At 46.1% G+C, this 25,118-nt stretch carries 16 protein-coding genes; 8 read left to right on the top strand and 8 right to left on the bottom strand.

Annotation, left to right across the window (positions count from 1 at the left end):
• Positions 1-3: 3 nt before the first annotated feature.
• Positions 4-3,027: a glucosaminidase domain-containing protein gene (locus BHE18_RS20385; RefSeq protein WP_071620336.1), complete on the bottom strand. Its 3,024-nt coding sequence runs from the start codon at positions 3,025-3,027 to the stop codon at positions 4-6.
• Between the two features lie 671 nt (positions 3,028-3,698).
• Positions 3,699-5,495 carry an LTA synthase family protein gene (locus BHE18_RS20380; RefSeq protein WP_071620335.1) on the bottom strand — a complete coding sequence of 599 codons (1,797 nt, stop codon included), beginning with the start codon at positions 5,493-5,495 and terminating at the stop codon, positions 3,699-3,701.
• Between the two features lie 166 nt (positions 5,496-5,661).
• Here BHE18_RS20380 and BHE18_RS20375 point away from each other — a divergent pair, with 166 nt between their 5' ends.
• Positions 5,662-6,708, top strand: a complete 1,047-nt coding sequence (locus BHE18_RS20375; RefSeq protein WP_071620334.1) for an NAD(P)H-dependent glycerol-3-phosphate dehydrogenase — start codon at positions 5,662-5,664, stop codon at positions 6,706-6,708.
• A 417-nt stretch (positions 6,709-7,125) separates the two neighbouring features.
• Here the strand turns inward: BHE18_RS20375 and BHE18_RS20370 are convergent, their stop codons facing one another.
• The 3 genes from BHE18_RS20370 to BHE18_RS20360 are packed head-to-tail and all read right to left on the bottom strand — an operon-like array spanning position 7,126 to position 11,366.
• Positions 7,126-8,313, bottom strand: coding sequence for a glycosyltransferase family 4 protein (locus BHE18_RS20370; RefSeq protein ID WP_071620333.1), 1,188 nt, complete (start codon positions 8,311-8,313; stop codon positions 7,126-7,128).
• A gap of 1 nt (position 8,314) precedes the next feature.
• Positions 8,315-9,844, bottom strand: coding sequence for a murein biosynthesis integral membrane protein MurJ (gene murJ, locus BHE18_RS20365; RefSeq protein ID WP_071620332.1), 1,530 nt, complete (start codon positions 9,842-9,844; stop codon positions 8,315-8,317).
• Positions 9,845-9,884: 40 nt separating this feature from the next.
• Complete coding sequence (locus BHE18_RS20360) at positions 9,885-11,366, bottom strand: O-antigen ligase family protein (protein WP_071620331.1); 1,482 nt, start codon at positions 11,364-11,366, stop codon at positions 9,885-9,887.
• Between the two features lie 306 nt (positions 11,367-11,672).
• Between BHE18_RS20360 and BHE18_RS20355 the strand changes: the two genes are divergently transcribed.
• The 5 genes from BHE18_RS20355 to BHE18_RS20335 all read left to right on the top strand — a co-directional run bounded on the left by BHE18_RS20355 (position 11,673) and on the right by BHE18_RS20335 (position 17,451).
• A complete protein-coding gene (locus BHE18_RS20355; protein WP_071620330.1) occupies positions 11,673-12,401 on the top strand; it encodes a WecB/TagA/CpsF family glycosyltransferase in 729 nt (242 codons plus the stop codon).
• Positions 12,402-12,434: 33 nt separating this feature from the next.
• Positions 12,435-13,544, top strand: a complete 1,110-nt coding sequence (locus BHE18_RS20350; protein ID WP_071620329.1) for a glycosyltransferase family 4 protein — start codon at positions 12,435-12,437, stop codon at positions 13,542-13,544.
• A 68-nt stretch (positions 13,545-13,612) separates the two neighbouring features.
• Positions 13,613-14,659 (top strand): glycosyltransferase family 4 protein, encoded by a 1,047-nt coding sequence (locus BHE18_RS20345; protein ID WP_071620328.1) that lies wholly within the window; start codon positions 13,613-13,615, stop codon positions 14,657-14,659.
• A 200-nt stretch (positions 14,660-14,859) separates the two neighbouring features.
• The gene (locus BHE18_RS20340; RefSeq protein ID WP_071620327.1) at positions 14,860-16,281 is read left to right on the top strand and encodes an MBOAT family O-acyltransferase; all 1,422 of its coding nucleotides are present in this window, start codon (positions 14,860-14,862) and stop codon (positions 16,279-16,281) included.
• 15 nt (positions 16,282-16,296) lie between these two features.
• On the top strand, positions 16,297-17,451 hold the full coding sequence (locus BHE18_RS20335; RefSeq protein WP_071620326.1) for a DHHW family protein: 1,155 nt from the start codon (positions 16,297-16,299) through the stop codon (positions 17,449-17,451).
• Positions 17,452-17,897: 446 nt separating this feature from the next.
• Here the strand turns inward: BHE18_RS20335 and BHE18_RS20330 are convergent, their stop codons facing one another.
• Together BHE18_RS20330 and BHE18_RS20325 are read right to left on the bottom strand one after the other, a co-directional pair.
• On the bottom strand, positions 17,898-18,956 hold the full coding sequence (locus BHE18_RS20330) for an LCP family protein (RefSeq protein ID WP_071620325.1): 1,059 nt from the start codon (positions 18,954-18,956) through the stop codon (positions 17,898-17,900).
• Between the two features lie 161 nt (positions 18,957-19,117).
• Positions 19,118-19,753: a YigZ family protein gene (locus BHE18_RS20325; protein ID WP_071620324.1), complete on the bottom strand. Its 636-nt coding sequence runs from the start codon at positions 19,751-19,753 to the stop codon at positions 19,118-19,120.
• A gap of 549 nt (positions 19,754-20,302) precedes the next feature.
• Between BHE18_RS20325 and BHE18_RS20320 the strand changes: the two genes are divergently transcribed.
• Both BHE18_RS20320 and BHE18_RS20315 read left to right on the top strand, forming a co-directional pair.
• Positions 20,303-21,445, top strand: a complete 1,143-nt coding sequence (locus BHE18_RS20320) for a sensor histidine kinase (protein ID WP_071620323.1) — start codon at positions 20,303-20,305, stop codon at positions 21,443-21,445.
• Positions 21,446-21,475: 30 nt separating this feature from the next.
• On the top strand, positions 21,476-22,153 hold the full coding sequence (locus BHE18_RS20315) for a response regulator (RefSeq protein ID WP_071620322.1): 678 nt from the start codon (positions 21,476-21,478) through the stop codon (positions 22,151-22,153).
• Positions 22,154-22,578: 425 nt separating this feature from the next.
• Here BHE18_RS20315 and BHE18_RS20310 read toward each other — a convergent pair whose 3' ends face one another.
• Positions 22,579-24,960 carry an immune inhibitor A domain-containing protein gene (locus tag BHE18_RS20310; RefSeq protein WP_083573910.1) on the bottom strand — a complete coding sequence of 794 codons (2,382 nt, stop codon included), beginning with the start codon at positions 24,958-24,960 and terminating at the stop codon, positions 22,579-22,581.
• Positions 24,961-25,118: the final 158 nt, after the last annotated feature.

Below are 25,118 nucleotides of genomic sequence, written 5' to 3'. Positions count from 1 at the left end.
CATTTATTTCACTTCATAATATGGCTGATCAAAGTACAAAGTATAGTTATCCAATAATGAATAAAGGTTAAAAATACTTGAAACCTGTTTGGCAGCCCAGCCGATATCTGTTGCATATTGGTGATATCCTTCAGGATTCCATCTCATTTTATAAAGAGTATCCTGCTGGAATCCATCCCTGTAGATATATCCGCTGCTGATCAGTTCGGCTCCCCCGATGATGGCTTTCTCAGGGGTGAACCAGCCTTGTTCATAGGCGGTTTGTGCACCGCAGGTCAGCGGGCAGCTGTCGTATGCACCATAGCCATACATGTTGTATACTTTCACTCCGTTGTAAACGACACCATTAGCAAGATCGGATGTCCCGTTACCCGTTTCAAGCAAAGCGTGTGAAATCAAGTAAACTTCATTTACCTTGTACTTGCTGGCAGCATCAATGAACGCCTGGCCTTTTCCATCCAGTATTCCCTTGCCTGTAAGCACCTTCTCATTCACTTCCTGCACGCTTAAATTAGCAGGTAATGAAAGTTTCAGGAACTGATAGTACTCTTTGCTTCCAAATGTGAAGTTAGAAGGGTCCAAGTAGTAGGCTACATCATCTCTTTTAGCATTTTTCCAAGTGAGGCGGACCTCTACCCAGTCACCATGCGTATCGACGACATTTACCCATCCGCCGTTCTTTACCATTGAGACGATATTATCGCTGCTGGCTGTGGACATACTGGAACGTACGTTAACATTGGCCGTTACCGTCCACGTATCCAAATCCACATAGTCTGCCCAGATATAGGCAGGCTCATTACGGTATAAATCGGTCTGCGGGTTGTTACTCATCTGTAGATCCAGCATTTCTTCAAATGTCATTCCATAATTCGTATACTCCTGGATGACATCGGTACCGAGGGTTTGGACATCGTCTTTATGGATATATCCGATTTTAGGGTCTCCGTTTACAAAGACCCGCGCCTCGTACCAGCTGGCGGAAAACGTTTTGAACTTCAGGATCTTTCCTTTTGGATAACTCTTGATCACAGAAGAGCCTCTTGATGCATACGTATATACATTCGTTGAGTCTGAAAGGGAAATCCCCTCAAGATCATCCTGCTGATCCAGGATATTTTCAACATGGCTGGCGTCAATATAAGCCGTTTTCTTTTTGCCGTCTACATAAAATCCTGTTTCATACCAACCGCTTACAAATGACTGATAGTACAGAATCTTCCCTTGTGGATAGCTCTTTAATACAGAGGAATCAGTACTGGCATCTTCATAAAGATTGGTTGGCGACTGCAGGCCGATCCCTCTGATGGATTTCTGATCCTGTACGCTGTTCTCGACATCTGAAGCATTAATGTATCCCGTTCTCCAAGCGCCGTCTGCGTACATCCTTGCTGAATACCATCCGTCAATGAATGTATCATAGACAAGTACGCTTCCTGCCGGATAGCTTTTCCATACAGGTGAAGAAGTCGCCGCATCTTGGTAAATCGGAGTGGTGTTCTTGGCAACACCTTTCAGCCTGACCGGATTTTCAGTAGCATTCTGTACGTCTGCTGCATTGATGTACCCCGTTCTCCAGGCGCCGTCTGCATACATCCTTGCTGAATACCATCCGTCAATGAATGTATCATAAACGAGTACGCTTCCTGCCGGGTAGCTTTTCCATACAGGTGAAGAAGTCGCTGCATCGTGATAAACCGGAGTGGTCTTCTTGGCAGCGCCTTTCAGCCTGACCGGATTTTCAGTTGCATTCTGTACGTCTGCTGCATTGATGTAACCTGTTCTCCAGGCACCGTCTGCATACATCCTTGCTGAATACCATCCGTCAATGAATGTATCATAGACAAGGATACTTCCTGCCGGATAGCTCTTCCACACAGGTGAAGAGGTCGTCGCATCGTGGTAAACCGGGGTGGTATTCTTGGCTGCGCCTTTCAACCTGACCGGATCTTCAGCTGCATTCTGTACGTGGGCTGCATTGATGTATCCGATTCTCCAATCACCTTCAGCATAAACCCTTGCTTCATACCATCCGCTGATGAATGTATCGTAAACAAGTACACTTCCTGCAGGGTAACTCTTCCAAGTACCTGAGGATGCTGATGCCTTACGGTAGATCGGAGTAGTCTGTTTCGCCACTCCCTTAAGCCTTGTTTGTTCCGCCGGGAGTTTCTCGACATCCTTGACAGAGATATAACCTGTAGTGGCGATGCCGTTTAAATATACTCTAGTAACATACCAATTCGAATTCAAGGCATAGTACCTTAGTGTACTTCCTTGATCATAGCTTTTAAGCTTCTTGGAAGAGGTTGATTGGGCTTCGTATACAGAAGTAGGGCTTTTTAGAGCGATACCGCTCATACTTTCACCGCTGAATTCCTGTACGGAAGCAGAAAACGCAGAAAATTTGCTTTTTTCTGTCGATGTTTCCTCTTCATCGGCCATTTCAACCGTTTTAGAAGTCTCATTTTCAACTGTTTCTTCAGTCACACTTTCGGAAGATTCTTCTTCCTTTGCCGTTTCAGTTTCTTTTTCTGAAACCGTTTGGTCTTCTGAGCCGGCATTATCAGCAGGTTCTGTTGTTCCTTCTTCAGAAGAAACGCCATCTTCCTGTGATACTCCGTCCGAAACCTGTGGTTCTTCGCTATCCGTGGATTCCTGGGATGGATCCTCTTGGTTTGCGGGATCCTCTTCAGTTTTAGCTGGAATAGCTATGTATTTACTTAATACATACCCCTCAATATCTTCTTCCGATTCACTGTCGTAATAGCTTACTAATGAATACGGGGATTCATCCACGCTTTCGGCAAGAAGGGAGACGGCAGCGTCATTTGGCAGTTCGAGAAGGATTTCACTCTCCCCGGAAGGTTCCTTGTATAAGCTGATCGCTTCTCCAGTATCGGCTGATACAGTAACATCACTGACATTTGCTGCTTTACTCGTTTCTGCCTGAGCAATTCCTCCGAAATTAGAGAAAACCAGTAAAGCGGCCAACAAAGAAAAACTAATCTTTCTGAATGACTTCATGATAGATTCCTTAATCCCTCCATATAATAGAATAATTAAGCAATTTACAAATAAATTACTTATATGACAAAATAATTCTATCATATGTCGAAATATAAAAGAATACTATTCTAAAAGTGTTATATTTTGTTAAATAGTTAGAAGGAACTAGAAATTTACCCAATTGTAACATAAGTTATATTGCAAAAAATGCATAATGTGTTCAAATTTTGTAATCTAAATGAAATAGAAGGAGAGTGGAACAAAACAAAAAAAGCAATTTCAGAGTAGTCTATTATTACTGATAATGATTTCCGTGCAAAACTCCGCTTTTGCGGGAAGCCCGTGAGCTTTTTTTCCTTATTCAGGGTAGGAACTGTCCAGCTTCAGGGCTTAGAGGCACATGTCATAAGCCAAACCGCCCAAGAAGGCAAAGTGCGCCTTCCAGGCCGATTCGTCTTATGCCACACGCCTCTGAGCAAAGCCCTTCCGCATTTCGGTTAGGAGTCTACGTTTTGCACTCCAATCAACCGCTGGAAAGAGCTACATCTAAATATCCCATTGAAGAAAATTAAACCCCGGACTAATTTGCCTCTTAGCGTGCTAATTAGTTCGGGGTTTATTTAGACTAAAACAGTTTTGTTCCAGCCTCTTTTTTGGAAGTACCCATAAAAAGTCATGTTGTCACGAGGTTATTCTTCTCCAAAGTAGTTTCCTTTTATGATCAGGTTTGATAGTTCCAAGACCTTCTGCTGGTCTTCGGTTAATCCCTGTGAGACAGATTGGGCTGTGATGGAGAGGGGCTTATCCACATATCCTCCGCTTGGAATCAGGACGCTTCCTTTTTTCGTCCTCAGTAAGTCGGCTCCCAACATGGTATTGGCTCCCTTAACACTAACGTCCATGATCGATTCAAGGGTAGGCAAAACATCGATCTGTCCGCCGATTGTTTGACTGATCTCCCCTTTGATGGATGGATGATAAATCATGAACGGGATGGTTGCATATTCCCTGTACCACTCTTCGTCTGTAATATCCTTCTGTATCCATTTCTCGACCTGCTGTTTATCACGGTGGAAAATACCGTTATGGTCGCCGTACAGTACGATGATTGAATCCTCCAGCAGCTTCTTTTCTTTCAATGACTCCAAAAATAACCCCAGTGCTTCATCTGTGTACTTTACGGTTTGAAAATAATTACCCAGCAGCGAATTGTCGAGCTCCGGCGGCAGTGCCAGTGATTGTTTTTCTTTTTCTATTTCATAAGGCATATGATTGGTAAGCGTCACAAGGAAGGAGTAAAAAGGCTGTTTTTGATCGGCAAGTATCCGGGCTGTTTCAGTGAACATCTCTTTATCACCGACCCCCATTCCTGCCATTTCCTTTTGGGGAAACTGCTCTATAGTCACGTATTTTTCAAAGCCGAGTGAAGGGTACATCTCATGGCGGTTCCAAAATGTTTTCTCGTCAGCATGTACGGCAAGCGTCCCATATCCATTTTCCTTCAACATATTGGCAAGCGAATGATAAGTGTTGGAAGGGTAGCGGAAGAATACAGATCCTGAATTGATCGGGAAGAGGGAAGTCTGGGTCAGGAATTCTGCATCCGAGCTGTTACCGCCGATGGTCTGTGCATAAAAGTTTGGAAACGAGATGGAATGATCCATCATCTTATTCAGTGTCGGGGTGATTTCCTGACCGTTCACCTTCTTATTCAGAACAAATTGCTGCAAGGATTCCACCTGAATAAGGATTAGATTCTTCCCTTTGCCGATTCCTTCATATTTCGTCTCTTTCGTGTATTCTTCTTTTTTATTCAACTGCTCTTCAATCAGCTGCCTGTCTTCCGAAGAAAGGGTGAAGTTCGCATCCCTGACATGGAAATACGTATCGAGGGCGTGGTGGCCCATGATCCCGTACTGAACCGTCTGATCGAGTGAATCGTAGGCCTGGACAGGGTTCTCCAGCTTATCGATCAGCATCAATTTTACAGGCTTCATGAAAAGTCCCATCACTCCGAATACGGCAAACGGAAGGACCCCTTTTACGATTGAAGTGTGTTTTTTATAGACAAATGACCTTCTGAAAATAAGGAATGGCAGTACGAGCAGGTCAAGGAAATACACAGCATATTCAGGCTGGAACAAGTACAGGATGCTGTCCCCGAGACCGGATAAATTCGACGTCTGGTAAAAGGTGGCGATGGTGACAGGCGAGCTGTAATAATCCAGATAGAGAGTATTGCTCAATAACAGCAGACTTATGAAAAAACTGACAGCATATGAGAAAATCAACCTTCCCTTATTCCGGAAAAAATAAGACAGGGCATAGAAAATGAACAGAAATCCCAGCGACGTCGAGTAAACCCCGCTGGACACCGGCGTATCCGTCAATAGATGAAAAAGAATGATTTTAATGAAGAGAAAAATATAGACCAGTTCATTGCAGTAACGGACAAATAACTCTTTTGGTGCTTTCAACCCTTGCATCAAACCCTCACATCCTGCTTAAGTATATAGATAATAGTGTATGACAGCCTTGTCCCGACTATTCGTACCGGGGAGTATTTCTCATTCAGAAGGGAATACAAAAAAAGACGTTATTTTTATGATAAAATAAGAAAAATTTCAATTGAACTCAGGCGGTGAAGAATGTATGGATAAAAAAGCAGCAGTCATCGGAACAGGAAGCTGGGGAACGGCGCTTGCCATTGTCCTTGCTGATAACGGTTACAACGTAGAGATGTGGGGAAGAAGCGAAGCAGCGGTAAAAGAAATCAACGAATCCCATACGAATGAAAAGTACTTGAAGGGGTGCAGACTCCCTGATAACATCACGGCAGCATCAAATCTGAAAGATGTAATAGGCGGGACCAATACCATCGTATTGGCTGTTCCCACCAAAGCCATCAGACAGGTGCTCGATGATATACAGAAGGTTCAAAGCGAACCGCTCACCATTGTCCATGTCAGCAAGGGAATCGAACCTGATTCCTTATTGAGGATATCCCAGATCATTGAACAAGCGATGGAACCAGAAAATCTGAAAGATATCGTGGTCTTATCGGGACCAAGCCATGCAGAAGAAGTGAGTCTGAGGCATCCGACCACCGTGGTTGCATCGTCCGGGAACATTGAAGCAGCGGTTAAGGTCCAGAATATGTTCATGAACAATCAATTCAGGGTGTATACCAATACAGATATGGTAGGCGTCGAGATAGGCGGGGCCCTCAAGAACATCATCGCCCTTGCAGCCGGAGTGGGGGACGGCCTCGGATACGGGGACAATGCCAAAGCAGCCCTCATCACCCGCGGACTGGTGGAAATATCAAGGCTCGGCGTCAAAATGGGAGCAAACCCTCTGACGTTCTCCGGATTGTCCGGTATCGGCGATCTGATCGTCACCTGTACAAGCGTCCACTCCCGTAACTGGAGAGCTGGGAATATGCTCGGTAAAGGAATGGACCTCGACGAAGTGCTCGACAATATGGGGATGGTCGTCGAAGGAGTAAGAACGACGAAAGCAGCTAAGCAGCTCGCCGCTGAGTACGGGGTGAGCATGCCGATCACGGATGCGCTCTATGATATTCTCTTCAACGGCGTGAACGCAAGGGAAGCGGTGGATCAGCTGATGCAGCGGAATAAGACGCATGAGATGGAAGATTTGGTCGTTTTGCTGGGGGATGCATTGGAAGAAGAGTGAGAGGGAAGTTAGTTAGTTAGTTGGTTGGGGACCGCCTGGGGGGCGGTCTTTTTGTTTTGGGGTGGAGTTGGGTATAGGGGGTGGTGCCTGGAACAGAGAGGTGGGATTGTGCCTGACACAGCAGGAGGGGGGAGATGAGGTTGAGCCAGGCTCAGAATGCCAAGGTTGAGCCAGGCTCAAAAAACAACAATTGACCCTGGCTCAAAAACCCAGAAATAACCCTGGCTCAAATTACGGGGATGGTACCAGGTACAAAATAAGTTCTGTGTACCTGGTACAAATCAACACAAATGTACCAGGTACAATCCAACGTCGATGTACCAGGTACAAAACGCGGCCAATGTACCTGGTACAATCTATCCCACCTGTACCAGGTACAACAACCCCGACACCCCCACCCCAACACCCCAACAGCAACTACTCCACCTTCACCCGCTGATCATTGATCGCCTCATGATAAATCTGCTCGTACTTCTCCGCTGCAAACAAATGCGAATACTCCCGTTCAATCTTCCTGCGGGCACTCAGGGCAAGCTGATCACCGAGCCCGGGTGAGTCCAACACCTCAATGATGGCATTTGATAAAGCGTCCGTATCACGTTCCTGCACCAAAATCCCGTCTTCATGATCCGCGATGATTTCCTTCAGGCCGCCGACTGCCCCTGCTATGACAGGTGATGAAGAGCCCATTGCTTCCAAGGCGGAGATGGAAGTGGCTTCTTCGACACCGTACGAATGGATGCTAGGGACGAGGACAACGTCTGCGACTCCGTACAGATACTTCATTTTTTCATGTGCGACCGTGCCCAGCAGCATGACATTGTCTCCCAGTCCCTGTTTGGCTACTTCTTCCTTGATGGCAGGCATCTGCTCGCCTGTCCCCGCATAGACAAGGACAGTATCCGGATGTTTATCGAGGACCTTGCGAAGGGCAAGTGTCGGATAGATGACCCCGTTCTTCTCCGTCATCCTCCGGGGTACGAACAGCATCTTCTTATCTTCGGGGATGCCGAATTCTTTACGGATGCCCGAAAGGTCCAGCTTGAGCGGATTGAAATCTTCCACATCGATGAAATTCCTGATGGCTGTGGCGCTCACTCCGGCAATTTTGTATACATAGTCCTTGATCCTCTGGTCCACTGTCACGACGCGGGATGCAAGGGTGTAGGCTTTCTTTTCCTTTTCCCTGATCACAAGGTCTTCTTTGCTGCCTTCTTTGATCGCACCTCTGCTTATGGCTTCGTAGGAGTAATAGCCATGTACGGTTTCAACGACCGGCAGGCCAGAAGATTCGGCTGCCAGGGTGGCGTAGACATCCTGTGAGTTGATGACATCATAATCGTTCTTCATCCGTTCGAGCTGTTTGCGGATCAATGTCATCCGGTTTTCGTCGTTCATCAGCTGCCCGGATCCCGGCTTGAACTTGCTTGCGATGAATCCCGGTGCCTGCGCATACGCTTTTCTGAGCAGCGGGTTAAGCTGGGAGAAGGACAGCACGTCCACATTATGGCCCCTTGCTTCCAGTCCGTTCTTAAGTGTCGCTACATGGGTGGAGAGTCCGCCTTCATGCGGGTAATCAAAGATGGTCGTGATCAATATGTTCATATTAAAAACTCCTTTTTGTAAGCTTTTGGACCAATGGCTTCACGGTATGTACCTTAAGTGCAAGTGACAGGGCCAGGTAGAGGCCGAAGATGAGCAGGGTAAGAACGATTGTCTCAATCAGAACATTCCATCCGCCGGGCATCAAATTCTCTGCGAGAATGGCACCGCAGGAAACCAGCACAGCGATGGACAGGATCTTGAATGTTTCTTTCACAAAACCATTCCGGTACCCCGCATCAGCATGATGCCGGCGCAGCAGATAGCCGAATAATACTACACACTGGATCAGCATCGAAATGCTGGAGGCGAGCGCGATCCCGCCTACCGCCATCACCTTGGACAGCAGCACGCTTAAAACAATGTTAACCGCCACTGCCCCCAGGCATGAATACATGGCGAATTTCGTCTTCTTCAACGCATAAAACCCGTTCATCAAGAAATCCCTTAAGGCAAAGAAGACAAGGCCGGCTGCGTAGAACAGTAATGCCTGGTTCGTGATATCGGTCGCCTCACTGCTGAATTCACCGCGCTGAAAGGCGAGCTGGATCAGGTTGTCCCCTGAAATGACCATCAGGATCATAAACGGGATGCTGGCAAAAATAATGAGTGACGCACCGCGCTGAATGATACTGAAAAACTTCTTATAGCTCTCCAAAGCGCCTTCCACGATCGACGGATAGAGGACGGTGATCAGCGGCGTCAGGATGACGCTGAGCGGCAGCCACAGCAGGCGGTTGGCGTAGTTCAATGCGGACACGCTTCCTGTTTCGAGCCCTGTCGATACCATGCGGTCGACGAGGCTGTTCAGCTGGACGCTGATGGCTGCGATGATGATCGGGTAGAAGAGCACCATGATCCTGACAATTTTTTCTTTATTCTTCCTGAACTGAAAATTGAAGCCGATATCCGACTTTTTAAAAGAAGGATATTGGACCAGGAATTGACCCAGGGCGCCGATCAGAACCCCGACTGACAATCCGTATACTCCGTAAGCCGATGCCAGCAGCACGGTCGCCAGGATGATGACAATATTCTGGACAGTGGCGGAAAACGCCGGCAGGACGAACTGTTTATTGGCGTTCAATACCCCGGTCGAGATCGACGTCAGCGTAAGGAACACCATGCTCGGAATCATGATCCGGGTGATTTCCACCGCCAAAGCCGACTGTTCGGCATTGAAACCGGGCGCCATCATGGCAATCAGCGGTTCGGTGAATAGGAGTGCGGCTCCGATGAACAGGACAGAGATGACGAGCAGGAAGGTTCCCAGGAGACTCATCAAATCCCTCGCATGTTCTTTGCTTTTGCTCCGCTCTTCCATGAAGAGCGGGATGATCCCCGCCTGGATGGCCGTGCCGATGGCGGTAAAAAGAAGCGTCGGGACAAGGCTCGCCACGAAAAAGACGTCGGCGGCATCGGACGTTCCGAAATAAGCCGCGATGATGCTTTCCCTGGCGAAGCCGAGAAGCTTGCCGATACCCGATATGATGGTGACTAAGCCGACTGATTTGATCAGGGTGGATGCTTTCATGTAATTCCTCATTTTTTCAACTGATTTAGTATGTCAGACGCTATCCCAGCTTTCCGTTTGAGTCAAGCTTTTTCATTGCGCCTTCCCGTAAAAAGTACCCCAGTGCAGCATAAAAATAAAGGGTCAAAATCTTTTCCTCCAGCACATTATAAAAGAGTGCCATCGCCAGGATCGCAATCAGGAATGAAAAGAGGACGGGGGTGAGCGGGTGCCTCCTGTCTTTCCAGCATTTCCTGATGATTGACACTGCAAATGCCAACACGAGAATGGTCCCGATCGTACCGGTCTCGACCAGGAGCTGGATGTATTGATTGTCTGAGTACATCCTGGCCGGAAGCTTGTATTCTTCTGCAATAGGAGAGCCGTAGCTCAGCGTGGCCGAGTCCCCGTAAGTCCCGAATCCGGTCCCGATGACAGGGTGTTCCATATAGATTTCGAGCCCCTTGAAGACCACATACAGCCGCCCCCATTCGGAACTCTTCTGGATGATTTCATCCGAGAACATTTCTTTGAAGCGTTTTGAAAAAGTAGAAGAGGTCCTCGAATCCGGCACCGGTTTCTTTTCTTCTTTTACAGTCTTGTCAGGAGCTTCATGCGATCCATTCGAATGATCCCCGATTCCTGCCGCAGCATAATCCCTTGCCATATTGGCCGGATAATAAATGATGGCAAGCCCGGCCACAGCCGTAATGATCAGCTTTACGGCCAGCCTCCAATTTCTTGTCAATAAAAAGTAGAGAGCATAAGCGAGGCCGAAAGCAAGGATCGACCCGCGTGAGAAGGTCAGGCATAAGACACCGAGCATCAGGATCGAGGCAGAGATCAGCCAAGCTTTGTACTTCTCTGAAGTCTGCCACACGTACAGGGAAGCAAACAGGCAAATCGAAAGATACGTCCCGAGAACATTCGGGTTCGCGGTCAATCCGTACACCCTCATCTCGTTGACAGAGGAAAGATTCCACTCTTCCCAGGCCTGGGGGACAAGCACGGTACGATGCCCGATGAATTCAAACAGGCCGTGAATAGACAAGACAGCTCCCGTAATGATCGTGATCCACAGAAATCTCCGGACATCTTCCCTGGAAACGTCAAGTTCAGCAGCAATGAATATCAAGAGGAACGTAATGATGAATGCTCTGTTTTGAAAAACGATGGCCGGCAGCCCGACTCCTGTCACGAAGGCAGCGATCGTACCGGTCAAACAGAACCCTATGAAAGCCAGGGTAAACGCATATTTTCTCCCAATGCTTCCCGGGTTCCTGAACATATGTACAAGGGTCAATAAAAAGAGAAGCAGGATGACGATATCACCGGTAAGCTTCAGTCCGCCATTTACTTCTATTAAAAATGGCCGTAATGGGAAGTATACAAATAAGAAAAGAACACCGCTCACTTTATCTTTAAAAATGAGTGCGAGAACGGCAAGCGTACAAAGGTACGCGGCGATCGGATGTTGAATGAGCAGCGGAACCAACACCCCGATGACGATGAGAAGAAGGATCCTCCGGTTTCTGGTCAGCAAAAAAATACCACCTTCCTGATGATGCTTTCGTGAAAAGGTTAACTCTAGTATTAGCTTAATAAAGAAATTTATAGTTATATTTAAGGTTTTGTAAAGATTCATAAAGAAACGATGAAGAATCGATGACAACGATTGAAGGCCGTCTTTTTTATTTTATTATAGATGTCGAACGGAAATTCCTCTAAAAATGATCAGATGATGGATGTCATTGTACTGTAAACATTTTTAACTGAATAGCTATTTCAGTATGGGCGCGACTGAGATAGAATGGAAAATAAAGTTTATCGTCGAAAGGTAGTAGAAGTGATGGAGAAGCAATATGTACACATTTTAGATATCCCTTTTATCAATAAAACAAAAAATGAAGTGGTAAATGACGTCTTTCATCAATATCTTAAAGAGGGGAAAAAAGGATTCATCGTGACGGCCAATCCGGAGATTGTGATGCAGGCGCAAAAGGACCGGGATTATTTCTATACGTTAAGCAAGGCGGATTTCATTGTGCCGGACGGCATCGGAGTGGTCATTGCCTCGAAGATGAAGAAAAAGCCTCTTAAAGAAAGAGTGCCCGGATTTGAATTGATGAAGGAGCTCCTGGAGCTTGGGCACAAACATGGACTCAGTGTCTACATAGTGGGTGCAAAACCTGAGGTGCTTGATAAAGCAGTTGCCAATATCCGCGCAGAATACCCCGGCCTAAAACTGGCAGGTTACCATCATGGCTACTTCAATGACAACGACGGTCATATAACGGAGGAAATTCAGCGGACAAAGCCTGACCTTATATTGGCAGCGCTCGGTTTTCCAAGACAGGAACAGTGGATTAAACAAAATATCCAGAAAGTCGATAAAGGGGTCTTCATCGGAGTGGGAGGCAGTATCGACGTACTTGCCGGCCATGTGAAAAGAGCCCCTGTGTTTTGGCAGAAAATCCATCTGGAGTGGTTCTACCGTCTGATGCAGCAGCCGTCCCGATGGAGGCGGATGCTCGTTTTGCCGCAGTTTCTTATCCAAGTCATGAGAACCCGGGGTTAGATTAACTTATCTTAAACAGAAAGGATTTTATTTATGAAGGTTTTACATCTGAATGCCGGAAATGAAACCGGCGGAGGCATGTTTCATATCCTTTCACTATTGAACGAGTTAAATCGCTCCGATTTTTATCTGGGTGTGTTTGAAACAGGAGAAATGTACGAAAGGGCAAAGGAGTCGGGCGTACAAACGGTGTTGTTCCATCAGCGCTCCAGGTTTGACTTATCGGTCGTAAGGAAGATCACCCGGTTCATCAAAAAAAATAAAATCGATCTCATCCATACACATGGAGCCAGAGCAAATTGCTATGGGGCGCTGATCCGTACGGTAGCCGATGTGAAATGGCTGGCAACAGTCCACAGTGATCCCCGGGATGATTTTATGGGAAAAGGCGCCATAGGAAGGTTTTATACTTCAGCCAACAAAAAAGCGCTGAAAAAAGCAGATCATCTGTTAGCCATTTCGGACCGTTTCAAAAAAATCCTGACGACAGGTTTCGATATTCCATCAAATAGGGTATCTACAATCTTAAATGGAATCGATTTCGAAAAGGAGCTGGAAAATCCTTATAGCAGAGAAGAACTTGGACTTTCCGGGGAAGACTTTATCATTATAATGGTTGCAAGGCTTGAACCGGTCAAGGGACATAAAATGGCCCTTCAGGCTATGGAAAAGCTGAAAAGGGTTCATGGCAGTAAAGTGAAACTCCTGCTGGTCGGTGATGGACAGCAAAGAGAGGAATTAAAGACATTCGCCATTCAACATGGATTGGATGATACTGTGAAATTCCTGGGACACCGGAATGATGTAGAAAAGATCTACCCTGCAGCTGATATAGCAATGCTCACCTCATACAGCGAAAGCTTCCCTCTCGTCCTGCTGGAGGCTGCCCGGGCAGGTGTGCCTGTCATCACCACCGATGTCGGCGGGGTAGATAAGCTCATACCGGATGACCGGTATGGGTGGATCATCCCTGTGGAAGATGCAGATGCACTGGCCGGCAGAATCCAGTCCGCTATGAATTTAAAAGCATCCGGACAACTTTCCGGCATGGGCAGAAAGTTAGAAAGTTACAGCAAAAGACATTTTTCTATAGAGCAATTCGCCAATAACGTTTATAATGTATATTTGAAGTTACTAAATTGACCATGTATTAATTACCTGTTTCCCTAAGCGCGGCAACGGGTAACTTAATTACAAGAGGTGTGACAATTATGTTAATTACGACCTTAATCATTTGTTTTTTGTTGACGCTGGTCTCGACACCATTTGTCAAAAAACTTGCTTATAAAATAGGGGCCACCGACAAGCCCAATCACCGGAAGGTACATCAGAAGATCATGCCGCGCCTCGGAGGGCTGGCGATCTTCATCGGATTCATCATTGGATTTTTGATACTGCGCCCGGAGGATCCATCTGTATGGCCCATCATCCTTGGGAGCATGGTGATCCTCCTTACGGGAATGGCGGATGATATCTTTGAATTGGCGCCGCGTTTTAAATTCATTGGACAGCTGGTCGCTGCTTTCATCGTTGTACTGGGCGGCGTTCAGATTGAATTCATCAACCTTCCATTCGGCGGACAACTTGAATTCGGGATGTTCAGCATTCCGATCACGATCATCTGGATTGTGGCGATCACGAATGCAATCAATTTCATCGACGGCCTTGATGGTCTGGCTGCAGGTGTCTCCACGATAGCACTTGCGACGATCGGATTCATGGCAGTCATGAAAGGCGATGCTTTCGTGATGACGATGGCTTTGATCCTGCTGGTGAGCACGCTTGGCTTTCTGTACTTCAACTTTCACCCGGCAAAGATCTTCATGGGTGATACCGGGGCGCTGTTCCTGGGGTACATGATCGCGGTGCTTTCCATGCTTGGATTCAAGAACGTAACGATGATCTCACTCATCATCCCATTGATCATTTTGGGAGTGCCGATTTCGGACACGTTCTTCGCCATCCTTCGAAGGAAGATCAATAAGACGCCGATATCTGCGCCTGATAAATCCCATCTGCATCACTGCCTGCTGCGGCTTGGGTTCACTCATAAGCAGACCGTCATCCTGATCTATGCGATTGCGGCCATGTTCAGCCTGGCAGCCATCATTTTCTCGATGTCGACCGTGTGGGGCGGCCTTATCGTCATAGCGATCCTGCTCGTTGCCATTGAAGTTTTCATCGAAAGCATCGGGCTTGTCAACTCGAATTATCAGCCGCTATTGAAGTTTGTCAAGGCGCGCGGCACAAGAAAATAAATCTGGAAAGCAGGGGACGATATGTTTCCCTGCTTTTTTATTTGTGAAAAACATTCGACAAAGTCAGATAGAATATTACATTTTGTTACAAATTCAAAATATTTTATAGCTTTCTCCTTTCAATGTGTTAGAATTTATTTTGGTTTATAAATTTCGATATTTCAACGGTGAATAGACTAAAAAAAGGGAGAAAGAAATTAATGGTTTTCAGTAATTTAGTATTTATTTTCATGTTTCTGCCAGTCGTCCTTTTCTTTTATTTTATAGCAAAAAAAGAACTGAAAAACTTTGTCCTCATTTGTGCCAGTCTGGTCTTCTACGCCTGGGGAGAGCCTAAATACGTTTTCTTGATGCTCTTCTCCATCCTGCTGAACTATGTCTTTGGCCTCGCCATTGATTATTTCAAGGATCAAAAACTTAAGAAGGTCATGGTAGCATTAGCCGTTATCGGCAACCTTGCTATTCTCGGATACTATAAATATATCAACTTCCTTATTGATAATATGAATCAGGCATTCAATCTGAATATCAATGCGGAAAGTGTCCCGTTACCGATCGGGATTTCGTTTTTCACCTTCCAGGCCATCAGTTATATCATTGATGTCTACAGAAAAGATACAGAGGTCCAGAAGAGCTTCTTTGACCTCACTTTATATATCTCACTATTCCCGCAGCTGGTTGCTGGTCCGATTGTCCGTTACAATACCGTGGCACAGCAAATCAAAAGCCGGATATCCACACATGCTAAAGTAGCGGAAGGGATCCGCCGCTTTATTGTCGGTCTTTCCAAAAAGGTCATCCTGGCAAATGCTTTTGGCGAAATTGCCGATACCATTTTTGCCATGGACCCAAGTGGAATGAGTATCGCTACTGCGTGGCTCGGCATCGCTGCTTACACGCTGCAGATCTACTTTGATTTTTCCGGTTACAGTGATATGGCAATCGGGTTAGGGAAGATGTTTGGATTCGATTTCGAAGAGAACTTTAACTTTCCTTATATTTCAAAAAGCATCGCGGAATTCTGGAGAAGATGGCATATTTCCCTCGGGACATGGTTCAAGGATTATGTATACATTCCTCTCGGAGGGAACAGGGGGAGCACATTCATGACTATACGGAACCTCCTGATTGTATGGACCATCACCGGGTTCTGGCATGGAGCCAGCTGGACCTTCATGGCATGGGGCTTCTATTACGGCTTCCTGATTGTCCTTGAAAGGCTTGGACTCGGCAAATTATTATCCAAGTTGTGGGCTCCTCTTCAACATGCGTATGTGCTGATACTCGTCATGATCGGCTGGGTGTTCTTCAGGGCGGACAATTTCAGTTATTCCTCTGAATTCATCCAGACGATGTTCGGGTTCAACCAGCATGTCCTGGCAGATACCCAGGCACATATCGTCTGGAATGACAATTGGTACATGTTCTTACTCGGAATCATCTTCAGTACCCCGGTATTCGTTGCACTGAATCGCTGGGCGCTTGGGATCATTGGCGGGAACCGATTGATGGATAACACCTACCAGGGAATCAAATATGCAGGCTATATGGTGTTCCTGGTCGTGGTGACCATTTTACTTGTGAACTCAACATACAATCCGTTTATTTATTTCCGATTTTAAAAGAGGGGGATATCATTGTTAAATAAATTATTTATCGTTGCCTTTTTGACGTTTATTTTTATCATGGCCCCCTATATTCAGTTCATGGGTGCCACTGAAGTGTCTCGATTTGAAAACAGGAATCTGCAGCAGAAACCTGATATGACGATAGACAAGCTGGTGGATGGAAAGTATATGGAACAATTCGAGCAGTACTTTACCGACCAGTTCCCTGGAAGGAATGTGTGGGTAAAAGCGTATCTGAACTTCCAGAGATACACGGACAAGACGTTCATATATGACTATTACATCACCGATAAAAATTGGATCATGCCAAAGCCGGATACTTCTTATCGTACGAAAGATATGAAAACGGCTGTGAAGCATCTTGAAGAAGTGGACAAAACGGCTGAAAAAGCTGGATCACAGTTGATATATGTGTCCCTGCCCCATAAAGTGAATCATGTAGATGTCAATAAACCTTCTTATATCATGGAGGATACAGGGATCAAGAGTAAGAATTACATGATGGAGCAATTAGCACAGACGGATGTAGAAGTCCTTGATATCGGTAAAAAGATGGAAAAGGAACTGACGCCGGAAGAAATCAACTCCTTGTACTATAAAACAGACCATCACTGGAACATCGACGGGGCCTTCTATGCATTTGAAAAGCTGGCCGATCAGCTTGAGATGCCGGTAGATGAAAGTGATTATGCAGAAAAATGCTTTGACGATAAATCATTTGAAGGCAGTTACAACCGTCAGCTTTATATGATGGTGGATGCTTCAAATGAAAATATGTGCATTAAATACCCGGAAGAAGACTTTGACTCCTTTAAAGTCACGACGAACGGCAAGGAACGTTCCGTGGATGATGTCTTTGCCCTCGCAAAGGACAGGGAAGACAAGCTGGTGGAGTACAAGCATTTGTTCACGGGTGACTATGCGAAACTCAGCATAGAGAACCCGCGTGCAGACAACGATAAAAAAGTGCTTATTTCCAAAGACTCTTATACAAACCCAATGGTTTCACTAATCGCACAGAAATTTGCAAAGACAGATGTGATCGACTTAAGACATTATAAAAAGAAGACCTTTGAACAGCTCATCGAAGAAAATGATTATGATTACGTACTCATTATGATCAACGATGATAAACTCACAGGGCCTGTTTATAATTTTGATTGATATAAAATTTAAGAGGCTGGGACAATACTTTAAAGCTAAGGTCTAAAGACGAAGATTTTAGAGTGGACTCTATACAACGCTCATGATTTCCGTGCAAGACTTCGCTTTCCGCGGGCGGTTGGTGAGCCTCCTCGGCGTTCCGCCTGCGGGGTCTCACCTAACTCGCTTTTCCCGCAGGAGTCTGCGTCTTGCACTCCAATCAACCGCTGGAAAGAACTAAATCCTACCTGTACAATGAACAAATTAAAAACCCGAACTAATTTGCCTTATCTCATGCAAATTAGTTCGGGTTTTATATATACTAAATCATTTTTGTCCCAGCCTCTCTTCTTTGGGCGAAGGTAACAACTTAATAACAGGTAATAAGTAACGCACTGTGTTCTCGCTGAAAACCCAGTGCGTTACTTATTGAACAGCTTGCATTTAAGACGTTATCCAGCCACAAACTAGTAAGCGGCTGGGTCGCTTTCTTCCTCTTTAGCATACCCGGGGTCCCCGCCGGTTCCGGAACCATCCGTGCCGTCTGCTGTACTGGTTTCCACTTCCAGGTGATCGCGCAATTCAATCGATGTATTTGCAAGGCTTGTATCATCGGGCATCCAATAATAGATCCCTTCGATATAGGCATCTTCACCTTCAAGGGAGAGCGTAGTCAAGTCGAGCTGCTTTTTGAGGCCGTAGCTGGAGAGGGCCTTCATCTCCTCGAACGTCATATTGGTCTCCATATTGTCACCGATGGCTTGCATGATGTCATCGTATTTTGTCAGAGCATTAGCAGAGATGGCTTTTTTCATGACGCCTTTCAAGATTTCCTGCTGACGCTGTCCCCGCTGGATATCGCTGTCCATTTTCCGGGTCCGGGCAAGCGCAAGTGCTTCCTCGCCGTCAAGGGTCTGCATGCCGGGCAGCAGGTGAATGGCATCTTGCGTATCTTTTGAATCCTGTTCATACATCTCGTAAGGTACTTCCACATTAATGCCGTCAAGTGCATCAACCACATCGATGAAGGCATGGAAATTCATTTTCACGTAGTAGTCGACCGGGATATCAAACATGCTTTCCACCGCTTCGATTGAAGCTTTTGGCCCTCCGTATGCATGGGCATGAGTAATCTTTGTATTGTAACCGACTTCCGGAAGGTATACATAGGAGTCACGGGGGATGCTGACGAGCTTGACTGACTTTTCTTTCTCATTCAATGTTGCAAGCATCAAGGCATCCGACCGGGTGGAACTGCCGTAGTTTCGCGTGTCACTTTCATCCACACCGATGAAAAGAATGGAAACGTTGTCGATGTTGGGGTCAACCTGCTTGTCGCGGAGATCGGATTTTTCCCTTCCTTCTATATTATTGAAGGAATCATTGAAAACCGTCTCGGCTTTCTTATAGAGCAGGGCACCGTAGCCTGCAACCGAGAAGGTGACGATCAGCAGGGGGACGATGATAAAATAAAAAATCCTCCTCCTGCGTTTTTTCTTTCTTTGCTGCTTAATGTAACGATCCATTTATTGTACTCCTTTATAACGGGATGGTGTAAGTTTCTCAAAAATTCGACGAATTAACCTAAGTTTCATTCTACTATGCATTCCCATTACCGTAAAATAAAAATTTCATTACAAAATAAAGGGACGGGTCTTTCATGTGCCAAAGACCGTCCCTTTATGTGTTATTCTACTAAAGTCTCAAGGTATTCCACTTCACCTTCAGTGATTTCCCCCTGTCCGTTTGTGAGTTCGGTCATCCAGCCGGTAAATGGATCTTTGGCGGCTTCCTCGACATAAACCTCCACTTCCACCGCATCAAGATAATGAATGTCCTTCAATTGATAATGAGAAGACCGCACTTCGTTCTCTACTTTTCCGAGCCAGGTGTAGTCGATCTTCGTTTTCATGATGCGCATCAGCTTTCGTTCCACGACTCCGGTGGCATTCAACCCTTCTGATACAGATTTCCCATACGCGCGGATCAATCCTCCGGCACCCAATTTGATGCCGCCGAAATAACGTGTCACGACAACAACTGTATCTTTGAGACCGCGTTTTTTCAGCACCTCGAGCATCGGGACTCCGGCTGTGCCGCTCGGCTCCCCGTCATCGTTCGCTTTCTGGATCAGATCATTCTCCCCGATCATATAAGCGGAGCAGTTATGATTGGCGTCCCAGTGTTTTTTCTTAATATCATCAATGAAAGCCTTGGCCTCTTCTTCGGTTTCTGCCCGGTTTACGTAAGCAATGAAGCGTGAGCGCTCGATATTGATTTCATTTTCCCCGTATCCTTTTACAGTATTATATCGGTGTAACAATTTGCATTCTCCTTCCAAATAAAGATGTTTACCGTATATGTAAAAAGGGTATTTAGTTCAGGCTTAATTTCTAATTCTACTATAAAGTACATAGTGAAAAATTGCACAGATTCTGACGTTCCGCCAAGGAAATATATGGTTCTACATGAAATAATGGTAATACAATGTAACGAAACTTTAATCTCCGACAATATCTGACATGGTATAATTGACGCTGAACATAATACTTCCCGGGTTCCTGACGGATGTTCGTAGGTGAATGGTCTCTTTAAGGATCAGCCTGCGGCTTTTACGGGAAAAGACCGTAAAAACCCTGATATATAGGTATTGCGGAGAAATATGCCTAGATGAATAAAGGAGATTATCGATTTTGCATTGAATTTCTTATAGGTATATTTTATAAATGAGATTATAGGTAGTTGGACATGCAAGGTGTTTGAACTGCGATAAACAATCCCATTAGTTATTATATAAGAATACTACCTTATGAATATCAGCAGCGATCTTTCTGGGTATAAATGAAACGTGGAACCAAAAGAGGGGTGTACCGTGTCACTAAAAAAAATAAACACCAAGATGCTGGATCTCATCCTTGAGAAAATGGTGGAGACGGTCGATCACAGCAAGGATGAAATTTTTCAGATCGGTGAACAATGCAGAAACGACTTTGAAGACTTAAACAATGAATTATCAGAAGTAAAGGAAATGGTGGTCAAGGTCATTGATGAAGGCGATGAACTGACGCGTAAATCACGACTGGCCAGACTCAGGCTTTCTGAAGTGAGCAAGCATTTCCAGACCTACTCGGAAGATCAGGTCAGGGAAGCATATGAAGCAGCCCACGACCTTCAAATGAAGCTGTCGATGAACCGCCAGCTCGAAAAGCAGCTGCGGGACCGCCGGGACGAGCTGCAGAGACGCCTGCAGTCTTTGGGCGATACAATTGACCGTGCCGAGCATTTATGTACGCAGATATCGGTCGTCCTTAATTATCTCAATAGTGATCTCAGGCAAGTGAATGAGGCACTCGAAGATGCAAAGCAGCGCCAGGATTTCGGGCTGCAGATCATCGAAGCGCAGGAGGAAGAGCGGAAGCGCCTGTCCCGTGAAATCCATGACGGCCCCGCGCAGATGATGGCCAACGTCCTGATGCGCTCCGACCTGATCGACAGGGTTTACAGGGAAAAAGGCTCGGAAGAAGCGATCAAGGAAATCCGCGACTTGAAGAAGATGGTCCGGTCCGCCCTCTATGAGGTGCGCCGCATCATCTACGATCTCAGGCCGATGGCGCTCGACGACCTCGGGTTGATCCCGACCCTCAGAAAGTACTTAAGCACAATCGAAGAATATAACCATAAAACAAGCATCCAATTCGTGAACATCGGCCTGGATGTCAGGCTGCCTTCTAAATACGAAGTCGCTTTGTTCCGATTGGTCCAGGAATGTGTGCAGAATGCACTGAAGCACGCTGAATCGACGCATATCCAGGTGAAAGTGGAAGTAAAGAAAGACAAGATAACCGTCGTCGTCAAAGACAACGGCAAAGGATTCGATACAAAAGAAACACAAACAGGATCCTTTGGCATTATGGGGATGAAAGAACGTGTCGACCTTCTCGAAGGAGACATCACGATTGACTCTAAAATAGGGGCAGGAACGCTAGTACTGATTCAAGTTCCGCTCAATAAATAATTTTTTCGAAGGATTAGGGAGGCGAATGACATGTCAACAAATATTGTTATCATTGATGATCACCAGTTATTCAGAGAAGGAGTAAAGAGGATCCTGGAATTTGAAGCTTCCTTCAATGTAGTAGCTGAAGGCGATGACGGATCGGAAGCCATGAACCTGGTGGAAACCCATGAACCGGATGTCGTTTTGATGGACATCAATATGCCGGAAACAAACGGCGTGGAAGCGACCCGTGAATTGATGGACAAGTACCCGGAAACAAAAGTCATCATCTTATCGATCCACGATGATGAAAACTATGTCAACCACGCACTTAAAACGGGTGCCCTTGGCTATCTTCTGAAAGAAATGGACTCAGAAGCGCTGATCCAGGCGGTCAAGGTAGTGGCAGAAGGCGGATCATACGTCCATCCAAAAGTGACCCACAATCTTGTGGCAGAATACAGACGCCTGGCTAACGCCCAAAGCGCCGGAGGATTCCAGCAATCCGAAGTTCGCCGCCCATTGCATTTACTGACGCGCCGCGAATGCGAAGTACTGCAGATGCTTGCTGACGGCAAGAGCAACCGCGGGATCGGTGAAGCACTCTATATCAGTGAGAAAACGGTTAAAAACCATGTAAGTAACATTCTTCAGAAGATGAACGTAAACGACCGTACCCAGGCTGTCGTGACAGCAATCAAGAACGGCTGGGTTGAGGTTCGATAAGTTTAAGGCAGGTTTGTAATATGTCGTTAGAAAAACAGTCCTTCCATTTGGAGGGACTGTTTTTTTGGGTGTGGATTTGGAGGAGGAGTGATTGTGTTCTGCTGCTTGTTGTTGTGCTGGTACTTGGAGTTCAGCTGGTGAAATTTTCAGGTTTGTCAGTTGGTGAATATACGGGGGATTTCACCTGCTGAATAATGTTGAAAATTCAGCAGGTGAATCACAGTCTATATATCAGTTGGTGAATCACAGTCTATATTTCAGCACGTGAATAACGGCCATACATCAGCAGGTGAATAATAAGGATGATTCACCAGGTGAATAACTATCATTATTCACCTCCCAACACCGTAAAAAATAAAAATACCCTGCACACGAAGGGAAGTGTCCTCTTGTGTACAGGGTAATAAAGTGTAGTAACATCTATTCTATCTTGACAGCCTCACCTTACCGACCGATTTATCCTTGGCCTGGTCGGTAACGAGCACTTTCAATCCATATTCCGTGATATTGCGGCCCGCATCAGGAAGGAATTTGTTATTATAATCTTTACTGTCATTGAATAGCGGAACCCCGCGCTGGCTTGCCAGAGTCAATGTCATATCCGGATAGACCAGGTTCATGCCAGACGTAGGGAAGAAGTTAAAGGCAGCATCGGCTACATGGTAGCGGCTGGATGCCGGAGCACCGTCGCTCCAGACCATCTTGGTATCATCATGAGCATCCACCACACCGAGGAAGCCGTCCCCTGGATGGAGTCCGGTCCAGTTCTCTGTGAAGGAATCATCCACATACCAAACGACGAGACCGCCATCATACTTCATCAGCGAACTGCCGCGTGCGATATGGGCAAGCCCTTCATCCACACCCTTATGGTTGCGCCATTCCAGTAAATAATAGTGATCTGTATATTTAGATCCGTCGAAACGTTCAAATCCATTTAACCCGAATGAAGAACTGTCTGATTCAGCTCCATCCTCGACAATAGTGGCTCCGTCTGCAACCACCTTGATATTATCGGCGAAGAATCCGATATGGGATGTACCCCAGTCGGTAGCGTAACGGAGTCTCAGCTTAATGTTTTGACCTGCATACTCACTCAGGTCGAATGATTGAGATTCCCACCCATCAGATTTACCTGTGAAACCAGGCATCGAATTCAGAATGGTTGGATATGCTTCAGGCACCGCATCACTTCTCGTGTTTTCATTGCCTAAAGAAGTCCAATGTGTCCCGCCGTCAGTCGATACTTGTACAAACCCGTAATCCCACTGTTCTTCGATGTCATACCACGCATCGAACGTCAGCTCAGCGGACGATTTACCTGTCAGATCAAGATCGACCACCATATTGGTGTCGATTTCATCCGCTTGCCCGCCCCAATATTCGTAGCTGCCGGAAGCAGGGGTGTTTACAGGTGTTTTCTTCCCAGGCAGGTTGACCTGAAGGGCCTGGTGGTTCTGGCCATTAGGGGAATTTGCCTGATCGATTAAAAAGTCCGTTCCTTTTTTATTCAAATCCTTCAAATCAACTACCTCAGGCGTTGTCCAATTCCCGCCCAGAGTCGATTGCAGATACATTTTTGCCCATGGAGAAAATCCTGTCGGCTCGGTGCCAGGGATCTTTCCTGCCCAGGATCCCGCTGACATGATCGACCAGTATTCTACCGCATCGCCGGCACCTGAATAGATTGTATCGTATTCATCAGGCAAGCCGAGGTCATGGCCGTATTCATGCGCGAATACACCGGTGGCACCGTCTTCCGGCATGACCGTGTAATCATAGAATCCAGGCTTTCCTTTACCGAGACCATCGGGATCTACGAAGGCAGCTGAACGGTGTGACCAGATGGCATCATCGTAGAGTGAACCTCCGCCGGCTTCCTGCCCCATTCCGGCATGGATGATCTGCAGGTGGTCGACCAAGCCATCCGGCTCCCACAAGTTTCCGTCTCCATCAAGATCATGGGGATCTTCCAGATCATAATCTTCAAGCGGGATTCCTGCAGCAAGGGCAGCTGCATAAGTATCGGCGACCAATTTTTTAGATCCGCCCGGTGTTACATTATCGTGTCCGCCAGTGGATCTGTCAGCACCGTAGAATTTCGCTGTCCCCGGTACCTTCAGCCAGCCGTAAGCCTTTCCTTCTATGGTATAAGTCCCGCCGGACTGCTCTTCATAGAACTGCTTCTGGGAAACAAAGTCTTCCCCGTTCGGCCCTTTCACGCCGTTGTCTCCGAAGATCATATCTTCAAAGTGCTCAGTGTTGTAATCAGGATAGTAGTTATCGGTTTCGTGAGGCTGGATATTGTTGTGTTCGAAATCCGAGTATTCCACCATCAAAGTGAGGAGTTTCCCTTTTTTCGCTACGCCGGGAGAAGGCGATTCTTTCACCGGTTTAGGATGCGCTGTGCTTCCCTCCAGTTTCCCTGAGCTTCCCTTTAATGTTTCTTTCTTGAACTTCTCATGCTTTTCGGACTCTGCGGCCTTCACTTTCCCGATTATCGGGTCTTTTTTACCGGCGGTGTCCTCGACTTTCTTTCCTTTCAGTTCAATATACTTCTCGAGTTCTTTTTGTTTGGTGGCATCGGAAGCCTTGGAAGAAATCTTCCCCCGTTTGATCAATGAATCAAGTAATCTCTCATCATTGACCAGAGATAAATCCAATGTACCCTTGAAATGTGAAGCATGTTTCTCTTCTTTTACTTTTACATCGCTTACCGTCTGCACACCCGCCGAAACCGGGATCCCGGCAAATAATGTACCTGCCACGACGACGGATGTGAGACCCGCTTTCAATAGCTTGCTCATAAAAAACCCCCTAATGTTAGTTTGTTACATTCCCATATTATTCTATTAAAAATCAATTTGGTAGAAGAGTTGCTCATCAAAATGCGACATAAGACAAAGAAGGTAAGCAGCCAAGATGTTCGTTTTAAAGAACGAAGAAAACGTCCCAATCCTTGTCC

It is taken from the genome of Rossellomorea aquimaris (genome assembly GCF_001877785.1).
GTDB lineage: Bacteria > Bacillota > Bacilli > Bacillales > Bacillaceae_B > Rossellomorea > Rossellomorea aquimaris_A.
The sequence above is the reverse complement of the archived record's forward strand: the minus strand, read 5'-3'. Positions and strand labels throughout refer to the sequence as shown.